Origin of the sequence: Pukyongia salina (assembly GCF_002966125.1) — a bacterium.
Taxonomy (GTDB): Bacteria; Bacteroidota; Bacteroidia; order Flavobacteriales; family Flavobacteriaceae; genus Pukyongia; species Pukyongia salina.
In genome coordinates this window covers 1,822,091-1,844,055 of record NZ_CP027062.1, presented here as the reverse complement: position 1 = coordinate 1,844,055, position 21,965 = coordinate 1,822,091, and the positions used below count along the sequence as shown (strand labels likewise).

The 21,965-nt window shown below is 42.3% G+C and carries 17 protein-coding genes; 7 read left to right on the top strand and 10 right to left on the bottom strand.

Features of this window, described 5'->3' with window-relative positions; all coding sequences use genetic code 11:
- Positions 1-68 precede the first annotated feature (68 nt).
- On the top strand, positions 69-602 hold the full coding sequence (locus C5O00_RS08295) for a hypothetical protein (protein WP_105216417.1): 534 nt from the start codon (positions 69-71) through the stop codon (positions 600-602).
- A gap of 155 nt (positions 603-757) precedes the next feature.
- A complete protein-coding gene (gene metK / locus C5O00_RS08290; protein WP_105216416.1) occupies positions 758-2,014 on the top strand; it encodes a methionine adenosyltransferase in 1,257 nt (418 codons plus the stop codon).
- A gap of 26 nt (positions 2,015-2,040) precedes the next feature.
- On the opposite strand, the gene C5O00_RS08285 is transcribed toward metK, so the two are convergent.
- The 8 genes from C5O00_RS08285 to alaS form a co-directional block, all read right to left on the bottom strand.
- Positions 2,041-2,691, bottom strand: a complete 651-nt coding sequence (locus C5O00_RS08285; protein ID WP_105216415.1) for a response regulator — start codon at positions 2,689-2,691, stop codon at positions 2,041-2,043.
- An 83-nt stretch (positions 2,692-2,774) separates the two neighbouring features.
- Complete coding sequence (locus C5O00_RS08280) at positions 2,775-3,227, bottom strand: hypothetical protein (RefSeq protein ID WP_158676809.1); 453 nt, start codon at positions 3,225-3,227, stop codon at positions 2,775-2,777.
- Between the two features lie 21 nt (positions 3,228-3,248).
- Positions 3,249-5,207: a tetratricopeptide repeat-containing sensor histidine kinase gene (locus C5O00_RS08275; protein WP_105216413.1), complete on the bottom strand. Its 1,959-nt coding sequence runs from the start codon at positions 5,205-5,207 to the stop codon at positions 3,249-3,251.
- A gap of 405 nt (positions 5,208-5,612) precedes the next feature.
- Positions 5,613-6,998 carry an MORN repeat-containing protein gene (locus C5O00_RS08265; protein WP_105216411.1) on the bottom strand — a complete coding sequence of 462 codons (1,386 nt, stop codon included), beginning with the start codon at positions 6,996-6,998 and terminating at the stop codon, positions 5,613-5,615.
- Positions 6,999-7,186: 188 nt separating this feature from the next.
- The gene (locus C5O00_RS08260) at positions 7,187-9,031 is read right to left on the bottom strand and encodes a BamB-related PQQ repeat family beta-propellar protein (protein WP_244592960.1); all 1,845 of its coding nucleotides are present in this window, start codon (positions 9,029-9,031) and stop codon (positions 7,187-7,189) included.
- A 201-nt stretch (positions 9,032-9,232) separates the two neighbouring features.
- Positions 9,233-9,772: a DUF6252 domain-containing protein gene (locus C5O00_RS08255; RefSeq protein WP_105216409.1), complete on the bottom strand. Its 540-nt coding sequence runs from the start codon at positions 9,770-9,772 to the stop codon at positions 9,233-9,235.
- A gap of 74 nt (positions 9,773-9,846) precedes the next feature.
- Entirely contained in the window at positions 9,847-10,800 is a 954-nt protein-coding gene (locus tag C5O00_RS08250) for a GSCFA domain-containing protein (RefSeq protein WP_105216408.1), read from the bottom strand.
- A gap of 2 nt (positions 10,801-10,802) precedes the next feature.
- A complete protein-coding gene (gene alaS / locus C5O00_RS08245; protein WP_105216407.1) occupies positions 10,803-13,415 on the bottom strand; it encodes an alanine--tRNA ligase in 2,613 nt (870 codons plus the stop codon).
- 122 nt (positions 13,416-13,537) lie between these two features.
- Between alaS and C5O00_RS08240 the strand changes: the two genes are divergently transcribed.
- The 5 genes from C5O00_RS08240 to C5O00_RS08220 are packed head-to-tail and all read left to right on the top strand — an operon-like array spanning position 13,538 to position 16,698.
- On the top strand, positions 13,538-14,515 hold the full coding sequence (locus C5O00_RS08240; RefSeq protein WP_105216406.1) for a M23 family metallopeptidase: 978 nt from the start codon (positions 13,538-13,540) through the stop codon (positions 14,513-14,515).
- Complete coding sequence (locus tag C5O00_RS08235; protein ID WP_105216405.1) at positions 14,515-14,844, top strand: MerR family transcriptional regulator; 330 nt, start codon at positions 14,515-14,517, stop codon at positions 14,842-14,844. Before C5O00_RS08240 ends, C5O00_RS08235 begins: the two co-directional genes overlap by 1 nt.
- 12 nt (positions 14,845-14,856) lie before the next feature.
- Positions 14,857-15,444: a LemA family protein gene (locus tag C5O00_RS08230; RefSeq protein ID WP_105216404.1), complete on the top strand. Its 588-nt coding sequence runs from the start codon at positions 14,857-14,859 to the stop codon at positions 15,442-15,444.
- A 12-nt stretch (positions 15,445-15,456) separates the two neighbouring features.
- The gene (locus C5O00_RS08225) at positions 15,457-15,894 is read left to right on the top strand and encodes a TPM domain-containing protein (protein WP_105216403.1); all 438 of its coding nucleotides are present in this window, start codon (positions 15,457-15,459) and stop codon (positions 15,892-15,894) included.
- Positions 15,895-16,698 carry a TPM domain-containing protein gene (locus tag C5O00_RS08220; protein WP_105216402.1) on the top strand — a complete coding sequence of 268 codons (804 nt, stop codon included), beginning with the start codon at positions 15,895-15,897 and terminating at the stop codon, positions 16,696-16,698. It abuts the gene before it with no gap.
- A gap of 159 nt (positions 16,699-16,857) precedes the next feature.
- Here C5O00_RS08220 and C5O00_RS08215 read toward each other — a convergent pair whose 3' ends face one another.
- Together C5O00_RS08215 and C5O00_RS08210 are read right to left on the bottom strand one after the other, a co-directional pair.
- Positions 16,858-17,781 (bottom strand): PorP/SprF family type IX secretion system membrane protein, encoded by a 924-nt coding sequence (locus tag C5O00_RS08215; RefSeq protein ID WP_105216401.1) that lies wholly within the window; start codon positions 17,779-17,781, stop codon positions 16,858-16,860.
- Positions 17,782-21,357 (bottom strand): T9SS type B sorting domain-containing protein, encoded by a 3,576-nt coding sequence (locus tag C5O00_RS08210; protein ID WP_105216400.1) that lies wholly within the window; start codon positions 21,355-21,357, stop codon positions 17,782-17,784.
- Between the last annotated feature and the right edge of the window lie 608 nt (positions 21,358-21,965).

Here is a 21,965-nt window from a genome sequence, read left to right as displayed (position 1 = left end):
TTTATCTATTCGCAAGCCTGCCTTTTCACATAATTTTATTTACTTTTCACCTATCTAAAATTTTCATTTTGAAGCGCTTCATTCATCTCATCCTTGCCGGTATTATCACTACTGCGATTTCCTTTGCGCAAAACGATGTTTCTTCGGTCTTTCCCGATGATTTTCTAGGGGTTTACAAAGGAAAACTGAATATCAATTCGGATCGCGGCACTCAGGAGATTACCATGGAATTTCACCTGAAGGCAACAGATAGTATGGATACGTTCGAATATATTCTTGTGTACGGTGAAGGAGATAGCTGGCAGCAAAGAAATTATACTTTACGCACATTGAATAAAGCAAAGGGAGAATACCTAGTAGACGAGAACAATGGTATTTTGCTTGATGATAAAGTTGTGGACAACAGGATGTACGCCTTATTCGAAGTACAAGGCACTTTGCTCACCACTTTTATCACATTCAAGGAAGATCACATGATCTTCGAAATAGCGGCTGCCAGGCGTGAAAACGCACGGACCACCTATGCAGAAAATGATGAAAGAACCGAGGTGATCTCATATCCCGTTTCTACTGTTCAGAGGGCTGTTTTAAAAAGGCAATAAACTTTTTAAATTATGAGGATTTGTGTACATTTGTGCGCTCGAAGAGGAAAGATTTGACTGATTGCAACCTCGATAAAAAATGCTAAAGGCAGTGTAAACTTCCTTCCATAGGTTCGTCAAATCTTCCCGCGAATATTTAATTATTTACATCGTTTATGGCATATTTATTTACTTCCGAAAGTGTTTCTGAAGGACATCCGGACAAGGTCGCAGATCAGATCAGTGACGCCCTTATTGATAATTTTCTCGCCTTCGACCCTCAATCGAAGGTTGCGTGCGAGACCCTGGTAACAACAGGACAAGTAGTACTGGCAGGAGAGGTTAAATCTAATATTTACCTGGATGTTCAAAAGATCGCCAGGGACGTGATAAATCGTATTGGCTATACCAAAGGAGAATACCAATTTGATGGAAATTCCTGCGGGGTACTTTCGGCTATCCACGAACAATCCGAGGATATCAATCGAGGAGTGGACCGGGCAACCAAAGAAGAGCAAGGTGCCGGGGATCAGGGAATGATGTTTGGTTATGCTACCAGGGAAACAGACGACTATATGCCGCTTGCGCTGGACCTTTCTCATAAAATATTGAAGGAACTTGCTGTTATTCGCCGCGAGAATAACGAGATCACATATCTGCGCCCTGATTCGAAATCGCAGGTTACCATCGAATATAACGACGATAACAAACCTGTAAGGATAGACTCTATCGTATTATCTACCCAACACGACGATTTCGATGAGAACGAAGAACGTATGTTGGCAAAGATCAAGAATGATATTATTGGTATACTCATCCCTCGGGTGAAGGCCCAACTTAAGCCGGAGATCCAGGCACTTTTTAACGATAATATCAATTATCATATCAACCCTACCGGAAAATTTGTGATAGGCGGGCCACATGGCGACACGGGGCTTACCGGAAGAAAGATAATTGTAGATACCTATGGCGGAAAAGGCGCACATGGCGGAGGAGCCTTCAGTGGAAAGGATCCCAGTAAAGTAGACAGATCTGCGGCTTATGCTACCAGACACATCGCTAAGAACATGGTGGCGGCTGGCGTTTGCGATGAAATGCTTGTTCAGGTTTCGTACGCTATTGGTGTGGTTGAACCTATGGGAATTTTTGTTGATACTTATGGGACTTCCAAAGTAAATCTAACCGATGGTGAAATTGCGGCCAAGATCTCCGAAATTTTCGATATGAGACCTTCGGCAATTGAAGATCGATTAAAATTACGACAGCCCATGTACTCCGAAACCGCAGCCTACGGACATATGGGACGAAAAAACGAGATCGTTCACAAGACTTTCAGAACCCCTGATAATACAGAAACCAGCTTGTCTGTAGAATTATTCACCTGGGAAAAACTTGATTATGTGGATAAGGTGAAAGAAGCATTTGGACTGTAAAGAACCCATTTCATAGTTACCTTCAACTAAATAATATTGTGATTTCGTGCTTTCTGCACTGCTTCCAGTTTACTATGAACCTGTAATTTCTTGTAAATATTCTCTATGTGTTTTCTTACCGTACTTGGGGAGAGAAACAGGTTATCTGCTATGGCCGTATAGCTTAGCCCTTTACTCAATTGTTCCAGAACTTCGATCTCACGCTTTGAAAGCGAGATCTCTTCCTGGTCACCCGGATTCTGAATATCGATAGGATTACGAAGTAACTTAAGAGTCTTCATTGCAATGGAGGGGTTCATCGCCGCACCGCCATTTAAGGTTTCCCTGATCCCTCCATACAACTCCTCGGGATTGATCTCTTTCAATAGATATCCATCGGCACCAGCTTTAATTGCATTGAAGATATTCTCATCATTATCGAAAGCCGTAAGCATGATGATCTTAATCTGCGGATATTTCTGTTTTACAAGCCTGGTAGCTTCAATACCGTTGAGAACCGGCATTTCAATATCCATAAGTATGAGATTGATATTGTGGTTCTCCTCCAGGCGAGATAGTAACTCGCTACCGTTCAATGCGGTTACTTTTACTGTGATATCTTCAAAGAATGACAGCTTTTCCTTAATGGCATGAATAAGGAAACTATTATCGTCTACTATGGCTATTTTAAGGTTCATTGAAACCAGTTTGGATTATCCTAAGCTAAGGTAATTCCAACTTAATTGAAATAAGGCATTTGACTTATTATTTAAAGAATACATCATTTGCTAAGTACCTCAGCCCTTATATTGTTCAAGGCGTTGAGAACATTGCTCATTTCCGGGCTAATTTCCTCAGCTTGGGTTTTAAGCGACATAGAATATTCTTTATTGAAAGTGGTCCCGGTAAGGCATTCACCTTCCAGACATTTTATTACGATCCAATTGTTGGTATAATTTACATAAAAGATAAGGTCTGAAATATCTCCGGTAATATCGGCAACAGTACTTTTCCAACGAAGGGTCCTCCCTTCCACGCTAAAAACAGTGTTGTACGAATTATATTTACTGAAGGCACTATTGATCACCCTAAGATTTTCATTGATAACAGCCATATTTACTCCCGAACCAGTTGCAGCAGCCGGTGCTGGAGGAAGCGGTGGTGTTTGAGCAAATGCATTAACACCTGCCATTAATAATAGAACGAAGCATAATTTTGTTGAAATGGTTTTCATAAGAGAATTATTAAAGTGTATTTAATTTGGTACTAGTAAAGTTATTAAGGTTCCTTCGGAATCTGAAGATCTGATGTCCAGTTCACCATCGATATCTTTGGCGCGCTTTTTCATGTTGTTCAGTCCGTTTCCATCCGAAACATTTTCAGTATTAAAGCCATTGCCATTATCCGAAACCTTGATCTCATAGGCGGAAATGCCTTTTTCGATAGATACTCTTATATCATCCGCGCCCGAATACTTCAAAGAATTATTCACGGCTTCCTGAATGATCCGATATATGTTCATCCCTTTCACAGACGAAAACGTATGTTCGGGGTTGATTTCTGGTGACACTATAAAAGTGAAGTTGGTTTTTTCGGTGAACAGTTTTGCTTTTTCAATAAAGTTAGTAATTCTGGCCTGAAGATCTTCAATGGATATATTATTTTTATTCATGGCCCAAATAGTATCCCTTAGTTCATAAATGGTTTGTCCCGTGAATGCACTTATCCCAGATAGCCGATCTCCCAACTTTTCATTCATATCCTTAAAACCAAATTTCAGATTATCTAAACTGGAAATAATAAAAGTAAGCTGTGCTCCAATATTATCGTGCAGATCTCTCGATATACGGAGCCGTTGTTCCTGTAAGCGGTTTTGAGTTTCGATCCTTGCCAGGGCGGTTTTAAGTTCATTCTCTTTCTTTAACTGCCTGTTCTTTAGCTTCTGCTGGTTGAAAAGCAGGTAACCCAGTAACCCTAGGATGAGGGCAAGTGAAAAACCACCATAGATCATCATATTTTTTCGTTTACCCTCTAATTCCTTTTCCGCTAATTCTGCACGTTGCTTTAAAATTTCCTTCTCTTTCTTCTCGGTTTCATATTTTGTTTCGGTCTCTGCAATGATACGTGCGTTATCTTCATTGAGGATGGAATCCTTTACCGCTATGTACTTATAGAGGTAATCGTTGGCAAGCCGGTGGTTGTTTTGGTCGACGGCTAATTGGGAAAGACTGGCATAAGTTTCCTTAGCCGTGAGTTTTATATTGTGATCTACAGAGATCTGAAGCGCTTTTTGAAGGAATTCGTCGGCTTTTCTGAATTGTCGTTGCGTACGCAGCGCCTCCCCGTAATTGGAATATGTTATCGCCATTCCGTTGTAGTCTTTTATCTCCTCTCTCAGTTTAATGGACCGATTGAAATATGTATCCGTATTCACATAATCCTTTTTCTTCGAGTATGCCAATCCGATATTGGAAAGGTTAGAAGCCTGTTCTTTTTTATCCCCGATCTTCAGGCTTATCTCGTAAGCTTTCTGGTAAGACGTTATAGCGTCATCATATTTCTTCTGATAATCGTAAATAGCACCTACATTGTTGTATCCGTTCTGTAATCCGTTATAATTACCTAATTCTTCCTGGATCACCAGTGCATCGGTGAGATATTTGGTGGTTTTATCAAAGTCCTGCAAATAATAATAGACCACACCAATATTATTGTAAGCTTGTGCAACTCCATTTCGGTTACCCAGTTCTTCTTCGGCCTTTAGAGCGTCGAAGAGATATTCCAAAGCTTCATCGTAATTCCCCAATCGAATATGAACTGTGGCAATATTATTTAGAACCACCGCAAATCCTTTAGTGCTATTTATTGATTCTACGATCTTTAGGGCCTCTTTATAAGTTGCCATGGCTTCATCGTACTGGGTTTTTCTTTCGTGATAATTAGCCAGTGCATTCAGGTTGATCCATTTTCCTTTTGGAAAATTCAATTCTTCAGAAAGTTTTATGCCTTCTACGGCAAACGCTCTGGCACTATCCAAATGAGTAACATTGTAATGTCCGGCAACCTTCTGATATAAGATTGCGGTGGCCGTATCCCTGGGAGCATTCTTCAAAACCAAGAGAACACTATCGATGTTTTTAAGAGTTTCCTGGGCAGTGACAACCGGAAGAAGGAGGCTTATAAATAATAAACTGAGAAGTTTCTTGATGTTCATGATTTCAGATTACACTTTTATTTCCATCTGCACTAATAAAGCCTCGTCGAGATTGTAGCGCAGAAAATCATACCGATCCAATTGTTTCGAGCGGCGACCAATCTGAAGTTCATTCAACATTAAGTTTCTCTCAAGTTCTATGGTTCTTGTACTAAATTCATCAGTTAACCGGCGGTTACGAAGATTAAATAAAACAAACAGTAACGCACAGACAATTAGTATAAAAACAAGTATCAAAACAGGTGTTATCATTCTGTGCGAATTCGAGGTTCACAATAAAATTTAAAATATATATCTTCAGAACGAAGGCGATATATAACGCTTTCCCGAATCAAATTCATTCAGGAAAATGATTTACACAAACCAATGTTCGGCAGAATTCAGAAATATTGCAGTTGGTATGAATTATAATTTCTTTACAAGGACGCCCTCGCTCCATTCTCCAATAGACTGTACCAGATCCTTATCGTGGTAGTATCCTTTTCCGTGGTATTTTCCGTTCTTCCATTCTCCGCCGTAATATCCGCCTTCATTAAAAAAGAACCTTCCCGTTCCGTGGTATTGCTGCTGGTCGTTAAACATGCCGCTGTATTTATCACCATTAGCGAAAGTGTAAGATCCCATGTATATCTTTCCATTTTTGAAGAATCCTACAAAATGGTCACCATTGTCCCATTTAAAGTATCCGTATTTATTCTGGCAATCGCCTGTTGTGCACCCGGTGTCACTATCGTTTCGAATATAACTATAGGAGTCTGTTAATTCACCGTTAGTATACCATCCCTGGCTCCAATCTTTACCAACCACTGTATATCCCCTGCCATTCAGTTTGCCGTTGCGATATTCGCCAACAACATTATCATTATTATCGGCAATATAAGCCCCATAACCATTCATGCTATCATTTTCCCAGTTACCGATATACTTTCCAACACCATCCCATCGGTAGAGTCCATAACCATGTCGCATTCCGTTCTTCCAGAATCCATCGTAATATCCTCCTTCATATTGCCATTTTCCCCAACCATTATTACAATCGCCCCTTATACATCCTGTAGAGGCTGTGCTCGTTCCGGAACTTGCTGTATACAATTCGACAGGATTAAAAACAAAAGAAGCCATGGTGTAATAACCCGGGAGTCTATATGTTGGCGTCCCATTAAGCTTTACAATTAGATCATTTCCGTCTTTTTCGGTTGAAGCAATATCGTAATCTATAGATTGCCCTTTCACGATCACCCCATACGATTGTTTCTCCGCATTTCGGTACCAATAAGTATTCTCGGGGGCGTAATCCAGGGTTACAATATTTCTTGCACCCCATCCGGTATATGCACGTATATCCTTGTGATAGAACGTCTTATCAAATTCTTCCAGGTAGTAAACATAACTACCGTTCACGTTAACAAAATCTCCTAAATAACTTTTATCATCAATATAGGTTACAAACGATTTTGGATTTGTGATATAAAAATCTTTCCCAATATTTCGCTCCAGTACTGTTAATTTACCAGACGCTCCCTGCGCGGCATCAACGCAATCCGGGAGTAGATAGATGGTTCGGGAAGATTTATCCAGATACGACAGCGTGTCTGTTTTTAGCCGATTGAGTTCTTTCACATTAGAAAGTACAGTGCCATTTGCATCACGTAAAGTATATGTGGATTCACCTGTTTTTAACCAGGTCATTGGTCCGTTTGCTGCCGAAGGTGTTTGAGGAGAAGGAACCTGCGCGTGAAGCGAAAAGTTAACACAAAACAGCAGGATTAATATTTTTACTGTCGATCTCATAATTGAATGGTTTTAAGTGATAACCAAATTACCGAAAATTCCTGAGTTCAGAAAATAGGGCAATTGACCTATTCTACACCATTATCATTTCAGATTCATTTAAAAATAAAAAACCCCATTCTCATGGGGTTTCAAGTGTGCTGCAAATACTCCTCAATCTTTGCAGCTTATGTAACCTGGCTAGTTGGTTACTTTTTCAGGTCGTAAGCGAAGATCGAATTATTATCGGCTTTATAATATAAGATCCCGCCAAACTCATCTACTTCGTATTCCGGTTTCTTGTCTTTTAGCACGATTTCTTTTTCTTTGGCTCCGGTATCCTTATTAAGTTTTATCAGTCCAACTCCATCATCCAGTTTGGTAAGTATAAACTGTGCATTTTGAGTTGCCGAAGTGGCCTTAAAACGGCGTAACATCTCTGCCACCGATGCGCCTGCAGCCATCGCCATTCCGTCTCCAAGATCTGCATAAGCTTCACCTCTGGACGTATAATATCCCAATCGGTTTCTGTTTCGGTTAGCCTCGGCGTAAGCCGCTGTTGCTGTTGCAGCAGAAGCCACGGCGGTGATTCCCATTAGTATGGCGCCAACAGCACTTTTCCCCGGTGCACGGTGATATTCATGCCAATTGGAATTCCCTTCCCAATTAAGCATCATCATGTTCTGGTCGCTGGTGAGCAAGATCCCTCCATCACGAACTTCAATATCTGTTGGACTTTCCTTTCCATCAAATTTCGATTTGGCTAGGGTAGACACGTCTCCGGTCGCAGCATCCACGCTAAAGAGATCCTCATCTGCACTTATGAGATAACGATTGTTCTTCTCATCGAAAGCAGAAGCCACGGCGTCTGCCCGCTTGTATTTTAATGGTTTCTTCCACACCTGGTCTCCGGTATTCAGATTCACAATATTGGCATCTTCGGAAGTGATGTAGATCAATCCCTGGGGAGTATTTGCCATGGTTAGGATATTCTCTCCTGTCTTGAGAGGTTTTTTGAACAAGGTATTCCCATCGAAAGAAATTTTATTGATCCCTCCTTCATAGATTCCGAAGAGAATTCCGTCATCCATAATATAGAAGTGCTGAACATAACCTTTCGTCTTCGGAGCCTTCTCCCACAGGTCTTCTCCATTAGAGGCACTTAAAAATGCGATCTTCGATTCTGAACGACCACTCGCTAATTTTGCCAGACCCGATTTTCCCGAATTATCCACATTGCTCACAATAGCCAATCCCTCCGGTAGGATCTCGAAATTCACCACATGGCCTTTCACTTTATGAGGGTCTGGCCATAATAGGGAACCATTGCTTCCAACTTTGTGTACTTTCATATTCGAACCGTTGGCAGATACCTCGAAGCCATAGATCTCCTTCTCGGTTTCATCTGCAACCATCCATTTGATATCATCTACTTTTACAGACCAATCAATATCGCCACTTCCCATATTTACCTTTTTTAAGGTTTTGGTTGTAGGCAGAATGAGCCCGTCCTTTAAAAGCAAAGGTCGTCCCGATACTGTTTCAGATCCTTTCATGGTAAAGTAATGTTCCTGTTCTCCCGAATCCAAATCGTAAATAGCTACGGCATTTGCGTATTTATCTGATGCCTTCCGCTGTCCGCTTACTACCAGTTTATTCTGAGGCATCATAACATCACAGGTCCATACCAGCTTCCAGCCGTTATCTTCTGTACTGAAAAGTTTTTTCCCAGACATATAATCTATCACTGCCTTCTTTGTGGTCATAGCACCAAATCCGGTTTGCCCCACTATCAGATAAGGGGCGTTTGGCACGAAGAACAGCTCTTCTGGTTTTACCCTTCCGTAGTCCTGAAAATTAAACAACAGCTCATTCACCCCGGGTTTGATACCTACCAGGCCATCATTGGTTGCTACTACCATGGTACCCCCTTGGGTTAGTGTCATCTCATTGATCTTTCCGCCAACATCATAGCGGTAATCGGGTGTTTCTGCCCGTTGCGCCGAAATAATTGTGCTAATCAAGAACACAAATCCGGTTAACGTTTTAATCATAATTGAAGTTTTCATAATCGTGGTGTTTAGTTTACAAGTCAAAGTTGATTCATTATCAAACCGATTTCAATACGGCAAATGCCCTATTCTGTTCTAGTGCAACCCTTTAAAGACAAAAAAACCGGAAGCACATACTAATGATGTACTCCCGGTTCCACGTAAAAACCTCAACACTGAGATTTTCTTAATACGATCAAATCTTTAGTCTACCGATACCTTGAATTCACCCTGGGTGATCATCTTGGTGGTCATGTCCTGGCCATTATATCCTTCGAAGTTGAAGGTTCCTTCCAGTTTTCCATCGGCATCGACAGTAATAACAATTTCTCCCGGACCAATACCTGCGGCAGAGGTGGCTAGATTGGAAGCCCAAACTGTGGCCGTTTGCCCTACCAGCTCCCCATACTGGATAAAATTGGGATTAGTAAGGTTGTTCCCGGTTTGATAGGTTCCGGGACCGTTGTATCCTATGATATTAAAATTGATAAAATCGCCGTTGTTCGTGCTTCCCTGGGCAGTCACCGTTGTCATGCCATTTGCAGAAGTTTTGGTGGCACCTATTAATGTAGCCGGATCTGTTGAAGCTGCAAAACTACTGCCGTCCACCATTGCCGAAAACAGTTCACCGCCTCCATTGTCACCTTGGTTGTTGTTTGAGTTGTCATCGTCATTACTACAGCTACTTACTGCCATACCAAGGCAAATTACTGCGTATAATAGCGATCTTTTTAAAGTTTTCATAATTGTTGGGTTTTAGTTAATTGAATAAGACAAAGATGTCTATTAACCCAACGCCATTCAATACGGCAAATGACCTATAATTTGAAGTTTAGGTGAGGAAGCTTTCGCTGAAGTTCTTGTATTTTCTCTTGTAATTTCTTCTGAAACTCCTTATGTGACTCGCTCTCCGGATCGAAAGGCCTATGTGCCATATCCGATCGGATCGATGCGATCTCCTTTTGAATTGAGGCAGTTGCCGAATCGATCCATACTTCCGAAAATCGATGCCAAATGATCTCCACAGCCGTTTTATTAGGATGCAACATGTCTTCGGTGTAAAACCTGTAGTCCCGTAATTCGTCCATCATCAACTCATAAGAAGGGAAGTAATGATTTGCAGGATTCAATTCGATAGACCTGTGAATCCCGGCCAGCAGATGCGCCTTGCTGCGTGTATTTTCCACAAATCCATCCTTCAGGTGCCGTACCGGTGATACGGTGAAAATTAATTGCGCTTTTTTATTCTGAAGTGTAACCAACTCTGTGATACGATTAGTTATTTCAACCACATCCTCTACCGAACTAATTTCTTTGGCGAACTCGTTTTGAGGGATCTTATGGCAATTAGCCACTATGGCTCCGGAAGGTTTATATCGATATCCCCAAGCGGTACCGAAAGTTATTATGATGTGAGAGGCGGTGCTAAGATACTCCTGTAAGCCGGCTAAGCTGTTGTTCAGCAGATCAAGACAGGCAGATTGTTCGGTGGCCGAAACCAGCGAGTGGACCTCCAGGCAATGCCATCGTCCGTTCCACTCGAAAATGTCTTTTTCACTGAACGGTCGATCTAGCGCAGCTCGTTCAATAAGTCGTTCCAAAGCTTTAGGGTGAAAAATAATTCCGAAGGGATTCGTAAAATTCGCAAACTTGAAGTACTCCAGTTTGTCTCCTATATGTTCGGTAAAACAAGAACCTAGCAAAAGCACCTCCGAATTATAATCGATCAGGACTTTCGCAGGGGTTAACGGTATTGTGGTTTGAAGTTTCATACCTATGAAAGATAGGCTCTGGCGGCTTCGAGTGCAGCATTGATCCCTGCGGGATTTTTACCACCGGCCGTGGCAAAGAAAGGTTGGCCCCCTCCACCACCCTGGATGTGCTTCCCTAATTCCCGGACAATTGTACCCGCATTCAAATCTTTTTCGGCCACAATTTCTTTCGAAATATAACAAGTGAGCAACGCTTTATCTTCATGGTTAGAACCAAAAAGCAGGAAAAGGTTTTCTACTTCGGCGCCCAATTCGAATGCAAGGTCCTTCATACCGGCAGCATCCAGTGGAACTTCCTTTGCCAGAAATTGTACTCCGTTAATTTCCTCCAGTTCGTTCTTTAATTCACCTTTAAGACCTTTGGCCTTGTCCTTTTGTAATTGCTGAATTTGTTTCTGCAGTGCGGTGTTCTCTTCCTGTATCTTTTCGATCGCGCTTACCGGATCTTTACTGTTGTTCAATACTTTCTGAACCTTTCTAAACGCCTCACTTCTCTCCATAAAATACGTCTTGGCCGCATCCCCCGTGATCGCTTCAATTCTGCGTATACCAGAAGCTACGGCACTTTCAGAAGTAATTATAAAGTGCCAAACATCACTGGTATTAGTTACATGGGTTCCTCCACAGAGTTCCATGGAGTTTCCAAACTTGATCGCTCGTACAGTGTCTCCGTATTTTTCACCAAAAAGCGCCAGAGCACCTTCTTCAATGGCTTGTTTGTAGGGAATATTTCGTCTTTCTTCCAGGGCAATACTCTCTCGTATGCGGGCATTCACAAAGTCTTCAACCTGGTGAAGTTCTTCTTCGGTCACCTTACTGAAATGTGAAAAGTCGAACCGGAGATACCGGCTATGCACCATAGATCCCTTTTGGGTAACATGCGGCCCGAGTATATTTCTTAATGCTTGATGTAGCAAATGCGTGGCCGAATGATTTGCTGCTGTCCTGGCACGTTGCTTTGCGTCGACCACAGCCTTGAAATTCACTTCCGGGTTCCGCGGTAAATTCTTTACAAAGTGAATGATCAGGTTATTTTCCTTTTTCGTGTCTACCACATAGGTAACTTCGCCGTTGGCGGCTTCCAGATATCCTTTGTCTCCTACCTGTCCTCCACCTTCAGGATAAAAGGGTGTTAGGTTAAATACCAGCTGAAATAGCTCTCCTTCTTTTTTACTTTCCACCTTGCGATAGCGTGTTATCTTCACGTTGGCTTCGAGAGAATCGTAACCGATAAATTCCTCTTCCGAATCGTCCGCAAGGACATTCCAGTCTCCCGTTTCTACCTTTCCTGCGGCCCGAGATCTTTCCTTTTGTTTCTGAAGCTCGCTGTCAAATTCGGATTCATTATAGCTATACCCCCTTTCTCTGAGAATAAGTCCGGTTAGGTCCTTTGGGAAACCATAGGTATCGTAAAGTTCGAAGACCTTTTGTCCCGAAATTTCATTGCCTTTGGCAGTAGTGATCATATTTTCCAATAAGACAAGTCCCTGATCGAGGGTTCTTAAAAAGGACTGTTCCTCCTCTCTAATTACATTGGTGATCAGGTTCTTTTCTGAAACCAGCTCGGGGAAAGCAGTTCCCATTTGCTTCACCAGGGTATCTGTTAATCTGAATATAAATGGTTCCTTCTTATCGAGGAAGGTAAATCCGTAACGTATCGCTCTTCGAAGGATCCGTCTTATCACATAGCCGGCACCGGTATTGGAAGGTAACTGTCCGTCTGCAATAGAAAACGCCACGGCACGTACGTGATCTGCAATAACGCGAATAGCAATATCAACTTTTTCATCCTTCCCGTAGCTGGTCTTGGTGACAGTCTCTATCTCCCTGATAAGTGGAGTAAAGACATCGGTGTCGTAATTACTTTGCTTGTCCTGAAGCACCATACAGAGTCGTTCAAAACCCATCCCTGTATCCACATGCCTGGCCGGTAATTTTTCCAGGCTCCCATCTGCTTTTCTATTGAATTGCATGAACACCAGATTCCAGATCTCAACTACCTGCGGATGGTCCTGGTTTACCAGATCTGCCCCCGGAATTTTTGCCCGATCTTCGGCCGAGCGTATATCCACATGGATCTCGCTACAGGGGCCACATGGACCCTGATCTCCCATTTCCCAGAAATTATCGTGCTTGGAGCCGTTTAAGATCCTGTCTTCTGCAATGAGTTGTTTCCAATGATCGTAGGCTTCCTGATCGCGTTCCAGGCCTTCAGCTTTATCGCCTTCGAAAATGGTAACGTATAATTTATCCTTATCGATGCCTAATACCTCGGTGAGCAGTTCCCAAGCCCAGCCTATAGCTTCTTTCTTAAAATAATTTCCGAAACTCCAGTTCCCTAACATCTCGAACATGGTATGATGATAGGTATCCATCCCCACCTCTTCCAGATCGTTGTGTTTTCCACTTACCCGAAGGCATTTTTGGGTGTCGGCGATACGCTCACTTTTGGGTGTGCTGTTCCCTAGAAAGTATTCCTTAAATTGATTCATTCCCGCATTGGTGAACATCAGTGTTGGGTCGTCCTTGATCACCATAGGTGCCGAAGGAACGATCTCATGCGATTTAGATTGGAAAAAGTCTAAAAACTTAGAACGGATCTCACTGGATTTCATGCGATGTAATTTTGGCCGTGGTAGTAGATTATTTCTATCAGCAAAACAATTTCTATATTTGCAAAACGTTAGGTAAAAGTTAGCACTACCCTTCAACGAGCAAAAATAAGTTTTTTTAACGTATGTCTAAGGTTAAATATTACTACGATAGTGAAACTCTGTCCTATCGAAAAATAGAAAGTAAAAAAGGACGTAAACTTGGTATTATTCTGCTAAGTATACTGGGGATGTTCTTAAGTGGATTTCTATTGTTGCTCATTTATATCAATTTACCTTATGTAGAGACTCCCAAAGAGAAGGAACTTAAGCGCGAACTGGCTAATATGAACCTTCAATACGAGTTGTTGAATAAGAAGATGGAGCAGGCGGAACTGGTTCTTGGACAAATAGCCGATAGAGACAATAATTTATACCGGGTGTATTTCGAGGCTAATCCTATTCCCGAAGAACAGCGGAAAGCAGGTTTTGGTGGTATCAACCGGTACAAGGACCTGGAAGGGTTCGACAATTCTAAACTCATTATCGCAACCAGCAAACGACTGGATGTACTCACAAAACAAATTGTAGTTCAATCGCGATCCCTGGACGAGATCGCAAAAATGGCTGAAGAAAAAGAAGAACTATTAGCTGCGATCCCGGCCATACAACCTGTGAAGAATGAAGATCTAACAAGGGTAGCCTCTGGTTTTGGTTATAGAACCGACCCCTTTACAAAAGCCCGTAAATTTCACTGGGGAATGGATTTTACCGCAAGACGCGGAACTCCTGTTTATGCTTCGGGTGATGGGATCGTGAGTAGAGCAGACAATACCGCGACGGGTTATGGAAAACACATTCGGATTGATCACGGATACGGTTATGAGAGTTTGTATGCACATCTGTTCGACTACAATGTACGTAAGGGACAGCGAGTTAAACGTGGTGACCTTATAGGTTTTGTGGGAAGTACGGGGCGAAGCGAAGCACCTCATTTACATTACGAGATCTTTAAAGATAACGAACGCATCAACCCGATCAATTTCTATTACGGTAACCTTACTCCTGAAGAATTTGCGATCATGTTGCAAAATGCTCAGCAGGAAAATCAATCTCTGGACTAATGCATGTAGAATTGCCCGAAAAACGTTATTACGGTATTGGCGAGGTCGCCAGGGCATTCGATGTTAATACTTCACTATTGCGATTCTGGGAAAAGGAGTTCGATGTGTTGCAGCCAAAGAAAAATGCCAAGGGAAACCGTAAGTTCACTCAGGAGGATATTAAGAATCTAGAACTTATCTATCATCTGGTAAAAGAGCGCGGTTTCACCCTCGAAGGCGCTAAGATCCATCTAAAAGAAAACCGAAAGAAATCCTTAGACAACTTTCAGATAATTCGTAAATTAGAGTCTGTTAAAGCCGAGCTGCTTAAAATTAAAGACCAACTCTAAACCCGGAAGAACATGAAAAAATGGCTACCCGTGATCGTTATTGTGGGGCTCCTCGCTATAGGGGGTTTCTACCTTATGAATCTCAATAACTCCCTTGTCGAATTAAACGAAGGTGTATCTGCTCAATGGGGTAATGTGGAAAGTTCGTATCAGAGGCGAGCCGACCTAATTCCCAATATTGTGAACACTGCTAAAGGCTATGCCGAATTTGAACAGGAAACCCTAATAAAAGTCACAGAGGCTCGAAGTAAGGCTACTTCGGTGACTATCGACCCTTCTAATATCACCCCGGAACAATTGCAACAGTTTCAGGAAGTGCAAAGCGGTTTAACCTCTGCCCTTGCCCGACTACTGGCAGTTTTCGAGCGATATCCAGATCTGAAAGCCAACGAAAATTTCAAGGAACTCATCAACGAACTCGAACGCACGGAGAACAGGATCAATGTGGAACGAAATCGATATAACGAAATGGCCCGTCCCTATAACACCCGGATCAAGAAATTTCCAGCCTCCATGTTTGCTGGGATGCTGGGATTTGAAGAACACGCATACTTTGAAGCGAAAGAAGGTTCGGAAGAGGCTCCGGTTGTAGAATTTTAACCAGTAAGTTAGATGTCTAAATTAGAAGATTTCCTCAGTGCTGAGGAAGAAGCAGCGATCATCGAAGCCATTCGATCGGCAGAAAAGAATACTTCAGGAGAAATTCGGGTACACCTCGAGGCACATTCAGAAATTGATGCCTTTGAGAGAGCCGCCGAAGTATTCGATTTTCTACATATGAATAACACAAAATTGAGCAATGGCGTGCTTATCTACGTCGCCGTGGAAGATCGAACGCTCGTGATCATGGGTGACCAGGGTATTAACGATGTTGTACCTCCGGGTTTTTGGGAATCCACCAAGGATGTGATCATAGATCAGTTTAAATCCGGAAACGTGAAACAAGGCCTGGTTGATGGTATACTCATGGCCGGAGAACAACTGAAGATGTATTTTCCTCACGGTGGTAACGACAAAAATGAGCTCCCGGATAAAATTTCGGTAGGATAGATGCTAACGACCTTAAAGAAATATTCTAGATACTTATTTTTTTTATCAGTTCTTTTTGTTTCTGAAACTGTCGTTTCTCAGTTCGATATCCCCGAAATACCTCCAAATTCTAAACAAACAGCGGTATACGACTATATCGAGCTACTTAGCGACAGCGAGCGAAGTTCCCTGGGAACGAAACTCGTTAATTATGCCGATACTACCTCAACTCAGATCGTGGTAGTGATCATTAGTACCACCAAAGGGGAGGATATTTCGCTTCTCGGCGCCAAATGGGGCCATAAATGGGGTATTGGGCAGGCGGATACCGACAATGGAATTTTGATCCTCCTGGCAAAAGACGACCGCACCGTCGATATCAACACAGGTTACGGGATCGAATACCGCATTACGGATCGAATGGCCGAAAGGATCATTAATAATTACATGATCCCGGAATTCAAAAAAGAGAACTACTATGCCGGCCTGGATAAGGCGACTTCAGTAATGATAGATATGCTCTCGGGAGAATTTGATGGAGAACTGCAGAGAAATTTTCCTTACACCTCCTTGATCATGATCGCGATCTTTGTTCTTTTCCTTATCATCATCATTAATGCACGTAATAAGAATCGCGATGGGGGCAGCGGGAATAGCGGCGGTGGAATGGGAAGTCTCTGGGACATCATCGTACTTAGCAATGCGGGTAGAACAGGCGGTAGCTGGAGCAGTGGATCGGGAAGCAGCTGGGGCGGCGGCGGAAGTTTTGGTGGCGGATTTGGCGGTGGCGGATTTGGCGGCGGTGGTGCCAGTGGGAGTTGGTGAGTTGACTGTTATCAGTGATTGAGAAAATCACAGATCTCTAAAAATCAAATAATATTGAAGTACCAATGTCCAAATTTGATTTATGGATCGTTGGAATTCATTTGTGATTTGTTGGTTGTGAATTGATTATTCGTTGCATAGAAGCATCTAACTACTAACTCAATTATACAGATCCTTGCACTTACATCGCGGTCTTGGCCAAAGGAATTCGAAATTCAGCATTAATTCATGCGAGCCAAACGTGGCGGTATTAAGTCCTGAAGTTACATAATCGTAGGCATAACCCACATTCACTCCTTTGGCGATCCTGAAATTCACCAGTGCACCAAATGAATCTTTAAATCGGTAGGATCCTCCAAGCCATAGATTCTGGTTGATAAGGAACATGGCCGAAAAATCGAAGGATACAGGTGCCCCATTTGTGTACTTCACAATAAATGCGGGCTTAAAGATAAGATGCGGATTTACATCCATTACATATCCTCCGTTCACATAGTAGGTAATTCGTTCGAGGGAGAAATATTCGGAACTTCCCCTGTAGGTAAGCAATCGCGGAGCGGAAACACCCAGGTAGAATGATTCACCTCTAAAATAGACCCCTACTCCTACGTTGGGATCCCATTTAAAATCGGCACCCATAAGGAACGGATCATTGGCGTAATTTGGGTCGTTCAGTAATTCTTCATCTATGCTGTATTTTCTAAAACCGGCCTTTACACCAAAGGTGAGTTTGTATTCATCGTAATGATCCAGGTTGAGCTTGTACGACACGTCTGAATATACATAAGTGGTTCTTTCAAATCCCAGTTTGTCGTTGATCACAGACAATCCTACCCCCACATTGGATCCGGGGATACCGCTATGTGCAGAAAGGGTTTGTGTAACAGGAGCCCCGTCAACGCCCATCCACTGATTTCTATTCAGAAGATTTACCACTAAAACCTCCTTAGATCCTGCATAAGCCGGATTGATCGAAATGGTATTATACATGTATTGAGAGAACTGCGGTGTCTGCTGAGCATAGGTACTCTGTAGCACAAAAAAGGCTAGTAAGCAAAGTAATATGTTTTTAACCGCTTTCATTTATTCTGTTCCTAGTAAAATGAAACCTTGAATTGGGTCGAAGCCGCTATTATTCAGGGTAACGAGGTAATAGTAAGTTCCGGTTGGCAATAACGTAGCATCTCCAAAGGCACCCGATGGGGCAACTCCGTACCAGTCGTTATTGTAATTATCGTCTTTAAAAACTCTTGCTCCCCATCTGTTGAAAATCTCCACACTTACCGAGATATCGCACGGTTCGTTGCTGTTGGGATCTAAGGCATAGGTAACCTCGAAGAAATCGTTGATTCCATCGTTATTGGCAGATACTAATTTTGATATTTCAATGTCATCTTTAGACTGAATACATGGGAAATTTATACAAGACTCGTTAATGGATAACTCAATATTAGTAGACCATTCGCAGTCGTTCTCTGTATATGTATATTTGAAGCTGTATTCTCCAAATTCGAAACCGGACGGATCGAATACCGTTCCATCCAATTGATCCAGGTATTCGCTCTCCCAGGTACCATTTAGATTTGCAGTATTCTCAATAAGACCTTCCAGATTGACCGGATCGTCCTCGGGGCAAATATTGAGTGATACAGAATCCGATTCGAGTTCGGGTCGAACCATAACCAATTGAGTATAGTCACTACGATTATCACATTCGTCTGTGACGAACCAGGTTCGGATAATATTATAATCCAGCTCATTCAGGTTTATGATCTCTTCATCATATTCTATCAGCAAGTTCGTTGAGCAATTATCGGTAAATGTAAGGTCCGGCACATCCGGCATTTCGTCGCAACCAACAGTTATCTCCGGTTCCAGAGAAGAACTTAATTGAGGTGGGGTTTCATCACGTACGGTGATTTGTTGTTCCACGATAATTCTATTTCCACAAGTGTCTGTAACACTATAGCTTCTTGTAATTATTTCCGGGCACAGACCATTGTCTGATACATCTTCCACAAAAGCCACAATTGGAACCGAACAATTATCGGCGGCATCGGTTACCACACCGATATCCGGAATTGGTATATCTCCGTAACATTCCACAGTTATTGGTGACGGATTGCTGGCTGTTGGCAGAATATCATCCTGGACAACAATTTGTTGGGTCACTTGAATGGAATTTCCACAGGTATCGGTTACACTATAGATTCTTGAAATGGTTTCAGGACAACTTTGATTATCCGAACTATCCATTACAAAAGCTACTACAGGTGTTGAGCAGTTATCGGCTTCGTCTGTGACCACAGCAGGATCCGGGGCAGGCACATCGGTGATACATGACACTTGGATGGGAGCCGGATCACTTGCGGTTGGCAAAATATCATCCTGAACCTGGATCAGGTGGGTGACATTGATGGAATTCCCGCAGGCATCGGTCACGCTGTATATTCTTGAAATGGTTTCGGGACAACTTTGATTATCGGACGATTCTGAAACGAAAGCAACAACCGGGGTTGAACAGTTATCGGCCTCGTCTGTAACCACGGCAGGATCCGGGGCGGGTACATCGGTGATACAGGAAACTTGTATTGTCACTGGATTACTGGCCGTAGGTAAAATATCATCCAGAATTACGATCTGCTGAGTAACATTGATGGAATTTCCACAGGCATCGGTTACGCTGTAGGTTCTCGTTACGGTCTCCGGACAAGATTGATTATCTGAAACATCGCTAACGAATGCTACGGTCGGGGTTGAGCAATTGTCGGCTTCATCGGTCACCACAGCAGGATCGGGGGCCGGTATATCGGCCACACACTGTACATTGATAGCAGGCGGATTACTAGCCGTAGGATCTTCGTTATCTGCAATGGTGATCACTTGCACATAATTGGCAATGGTCACTCCACAGGCATCTGTAAAATTCCAGGTATTTGTATAGGTTCCGGTACTTGGGCAACTTCCGGGTACGAATGGTCCGGATGTTTTGTTAAGGGTAAATGTACATTTATCCGGTACAGGTTCTAAGCTTTGGGCCTGACTTAATCCTGTTGTATCGTCACAATCCAGAGTAACGTCCAGCGCACCTGCCGGCGTTAGCCAGTTCACTATTGGCTGATTAATGTTTACCGTATATGGTAACGCGGTACAGGACATAGGATCTGAAGTACTTATAGAGGTGATTAGGTTAGGATTCTGAGCACCCGAATAAGTAGCCGTAAATTGTAGATCGAAAGAAAGGGTACAATCTGTTTCGAGAAAATAACACTCGTCGTTAACCTCTAGTTCCATATCGATCGAAATGGGAGGATCTCCCACATCCAGAAATCCGTTAGCAACAGTGAACACCAGGTCTCCGGTAGGTGGATTATAGTTATAGGTGACCCCATTGGGTAAATTGGTTATAGGCAATAAGGAAGCTTGAGGAGGAATTACCGTACTTAATGTTGTGTTTATCGCATCGTCATTTCCCGTATTCTCAAAGGTAAAACTAAAGCCCAGGGTATCGCCAGGGTTTGCCGGGTTGGCACCGGAAGTCTGTGCAATGACAAGGGGATCCAGGCTGGGGCTATATACTTCAACTGCGAGACCGAGGAGATAAATTCCGTAGACCTCATTCTGCGAAGAAATTCGTACTGTAGCACTGGTTTGGTTATTCGTTATTATCGAATTCCCGGTATTATCCAAATCGAAAACCGAAGCATCGAACCCTAAAGTATTTGTACTTGCCGGACTTCGGTCTACAAAGTTTCCATTACCAACGGTAATTCTACTGTTAAAGAAGTTATTTGCGGTTCGTTGTGGAGCAGTTAGATCCACGAAGTTATTGGATGCATCCAATATTCTCAGGCGGTCACCACTCAAACCTCTGTCACCTTCCAGGGCTCCGAATAGTAATTTAGCATTCACATTACCAACAGGTGTGGTTTGGAAACCACTGAAATTAATATCCATGTTGTTGATTATGTTGGTAACGTGTGCATAACCATCATTTAAGGTGATGTTCTTGGCAGGAAGTCCGGGGCTTTCGTATACAAATACGATCTGCCATCCGCCGGTGGTACCCACCATGGGGTCGTGAGCCACGGTACCTTCTGCTGCTTCTACATTGGCAACTGTGTAAGTTCCAAACTTATTGGGCAATGCCAGTACCTGTGAAGTGATGTCCTTCATACAGATATAAGGGTCGTTACTGAAATGTGTAGTACGGCCACGGAATATCACATCATCTGCGGTAATTGTAGAATAGGTTGTCTCCCCGGGAAGCATAAGTTTTACATCGTCGAAGTTCCAGTTTGGCTGATTATCGCTACCGTTAGGTTGTTCTACGTCGACGGCGGCCCAATACAGGAATGCCCTGAAAATGGTAACACATGCACCATTGGAAGTAGGGTTGGTAAAATTCGCCTGACTGGAATTAAAGGTGGTTGGGTCGCTATCTATATCTACATAAACATTATTCTGAAAATCGTGATTGTTACCCGGACCATTATAGTTTCCGGTTGCAGTTCTGGAGATCACATTGTTAGCGATAATAGTGAAATCTCCGTTAAGTGTTTGGCTATATCGAACAGCAAAAGGTTCCTGAATCTGCGCTTGTAATGCGAAGAAGCTAGTGAATAGGGATATTACTAAGTAGGTCGTTTTCCTGTTCATGTAGGGTTGTTTACAACATGATCAAACTAATTATTCTATAAGTGTGAGGTTCTTAAAGACTAACTGTCTTTGGATAAAACATAATCGCTAATGCGAAACAAATTGTTAAAAGAAGAACTATATAAGCAGTTACAAATCAGGGGCTTTACAATTCTCTCATACAATTATACAAGAAAACATCGTTTAAATGCATATTATTTCGACAAAATGCACTTAAAATTAACTTTTTAGCCGGTTTTTTAACAAATAGTGCGTTTTATCCTACAAAAAAGTGCCTCAAAACACCTTTGTTAGAATAACAGTGTTTAATTTTTTACTGAGATTAATTAATCTATTGACATTAAAATAAATGCGCAAGTGATACGAAAATCTAAAAAAGTCATTCTTTTGTTAGAAAATAAAATAAGCAGAAATCGAGTCAAATGTGGGGGATTTGCATCGCATTGATTAATAAAAAGGAAAGTAACGTGAATCGATAAAAGTAGTCTAATTTAAATCGCTACGCAAAACCGAGAATGTTAATTATTTCTTATAGTTCTCTTTATTTCAGATCCTTAGAAGATCAAAAATCTAAGTCTTAAATATTTCAGTAAATCTTTTGCTGCTAT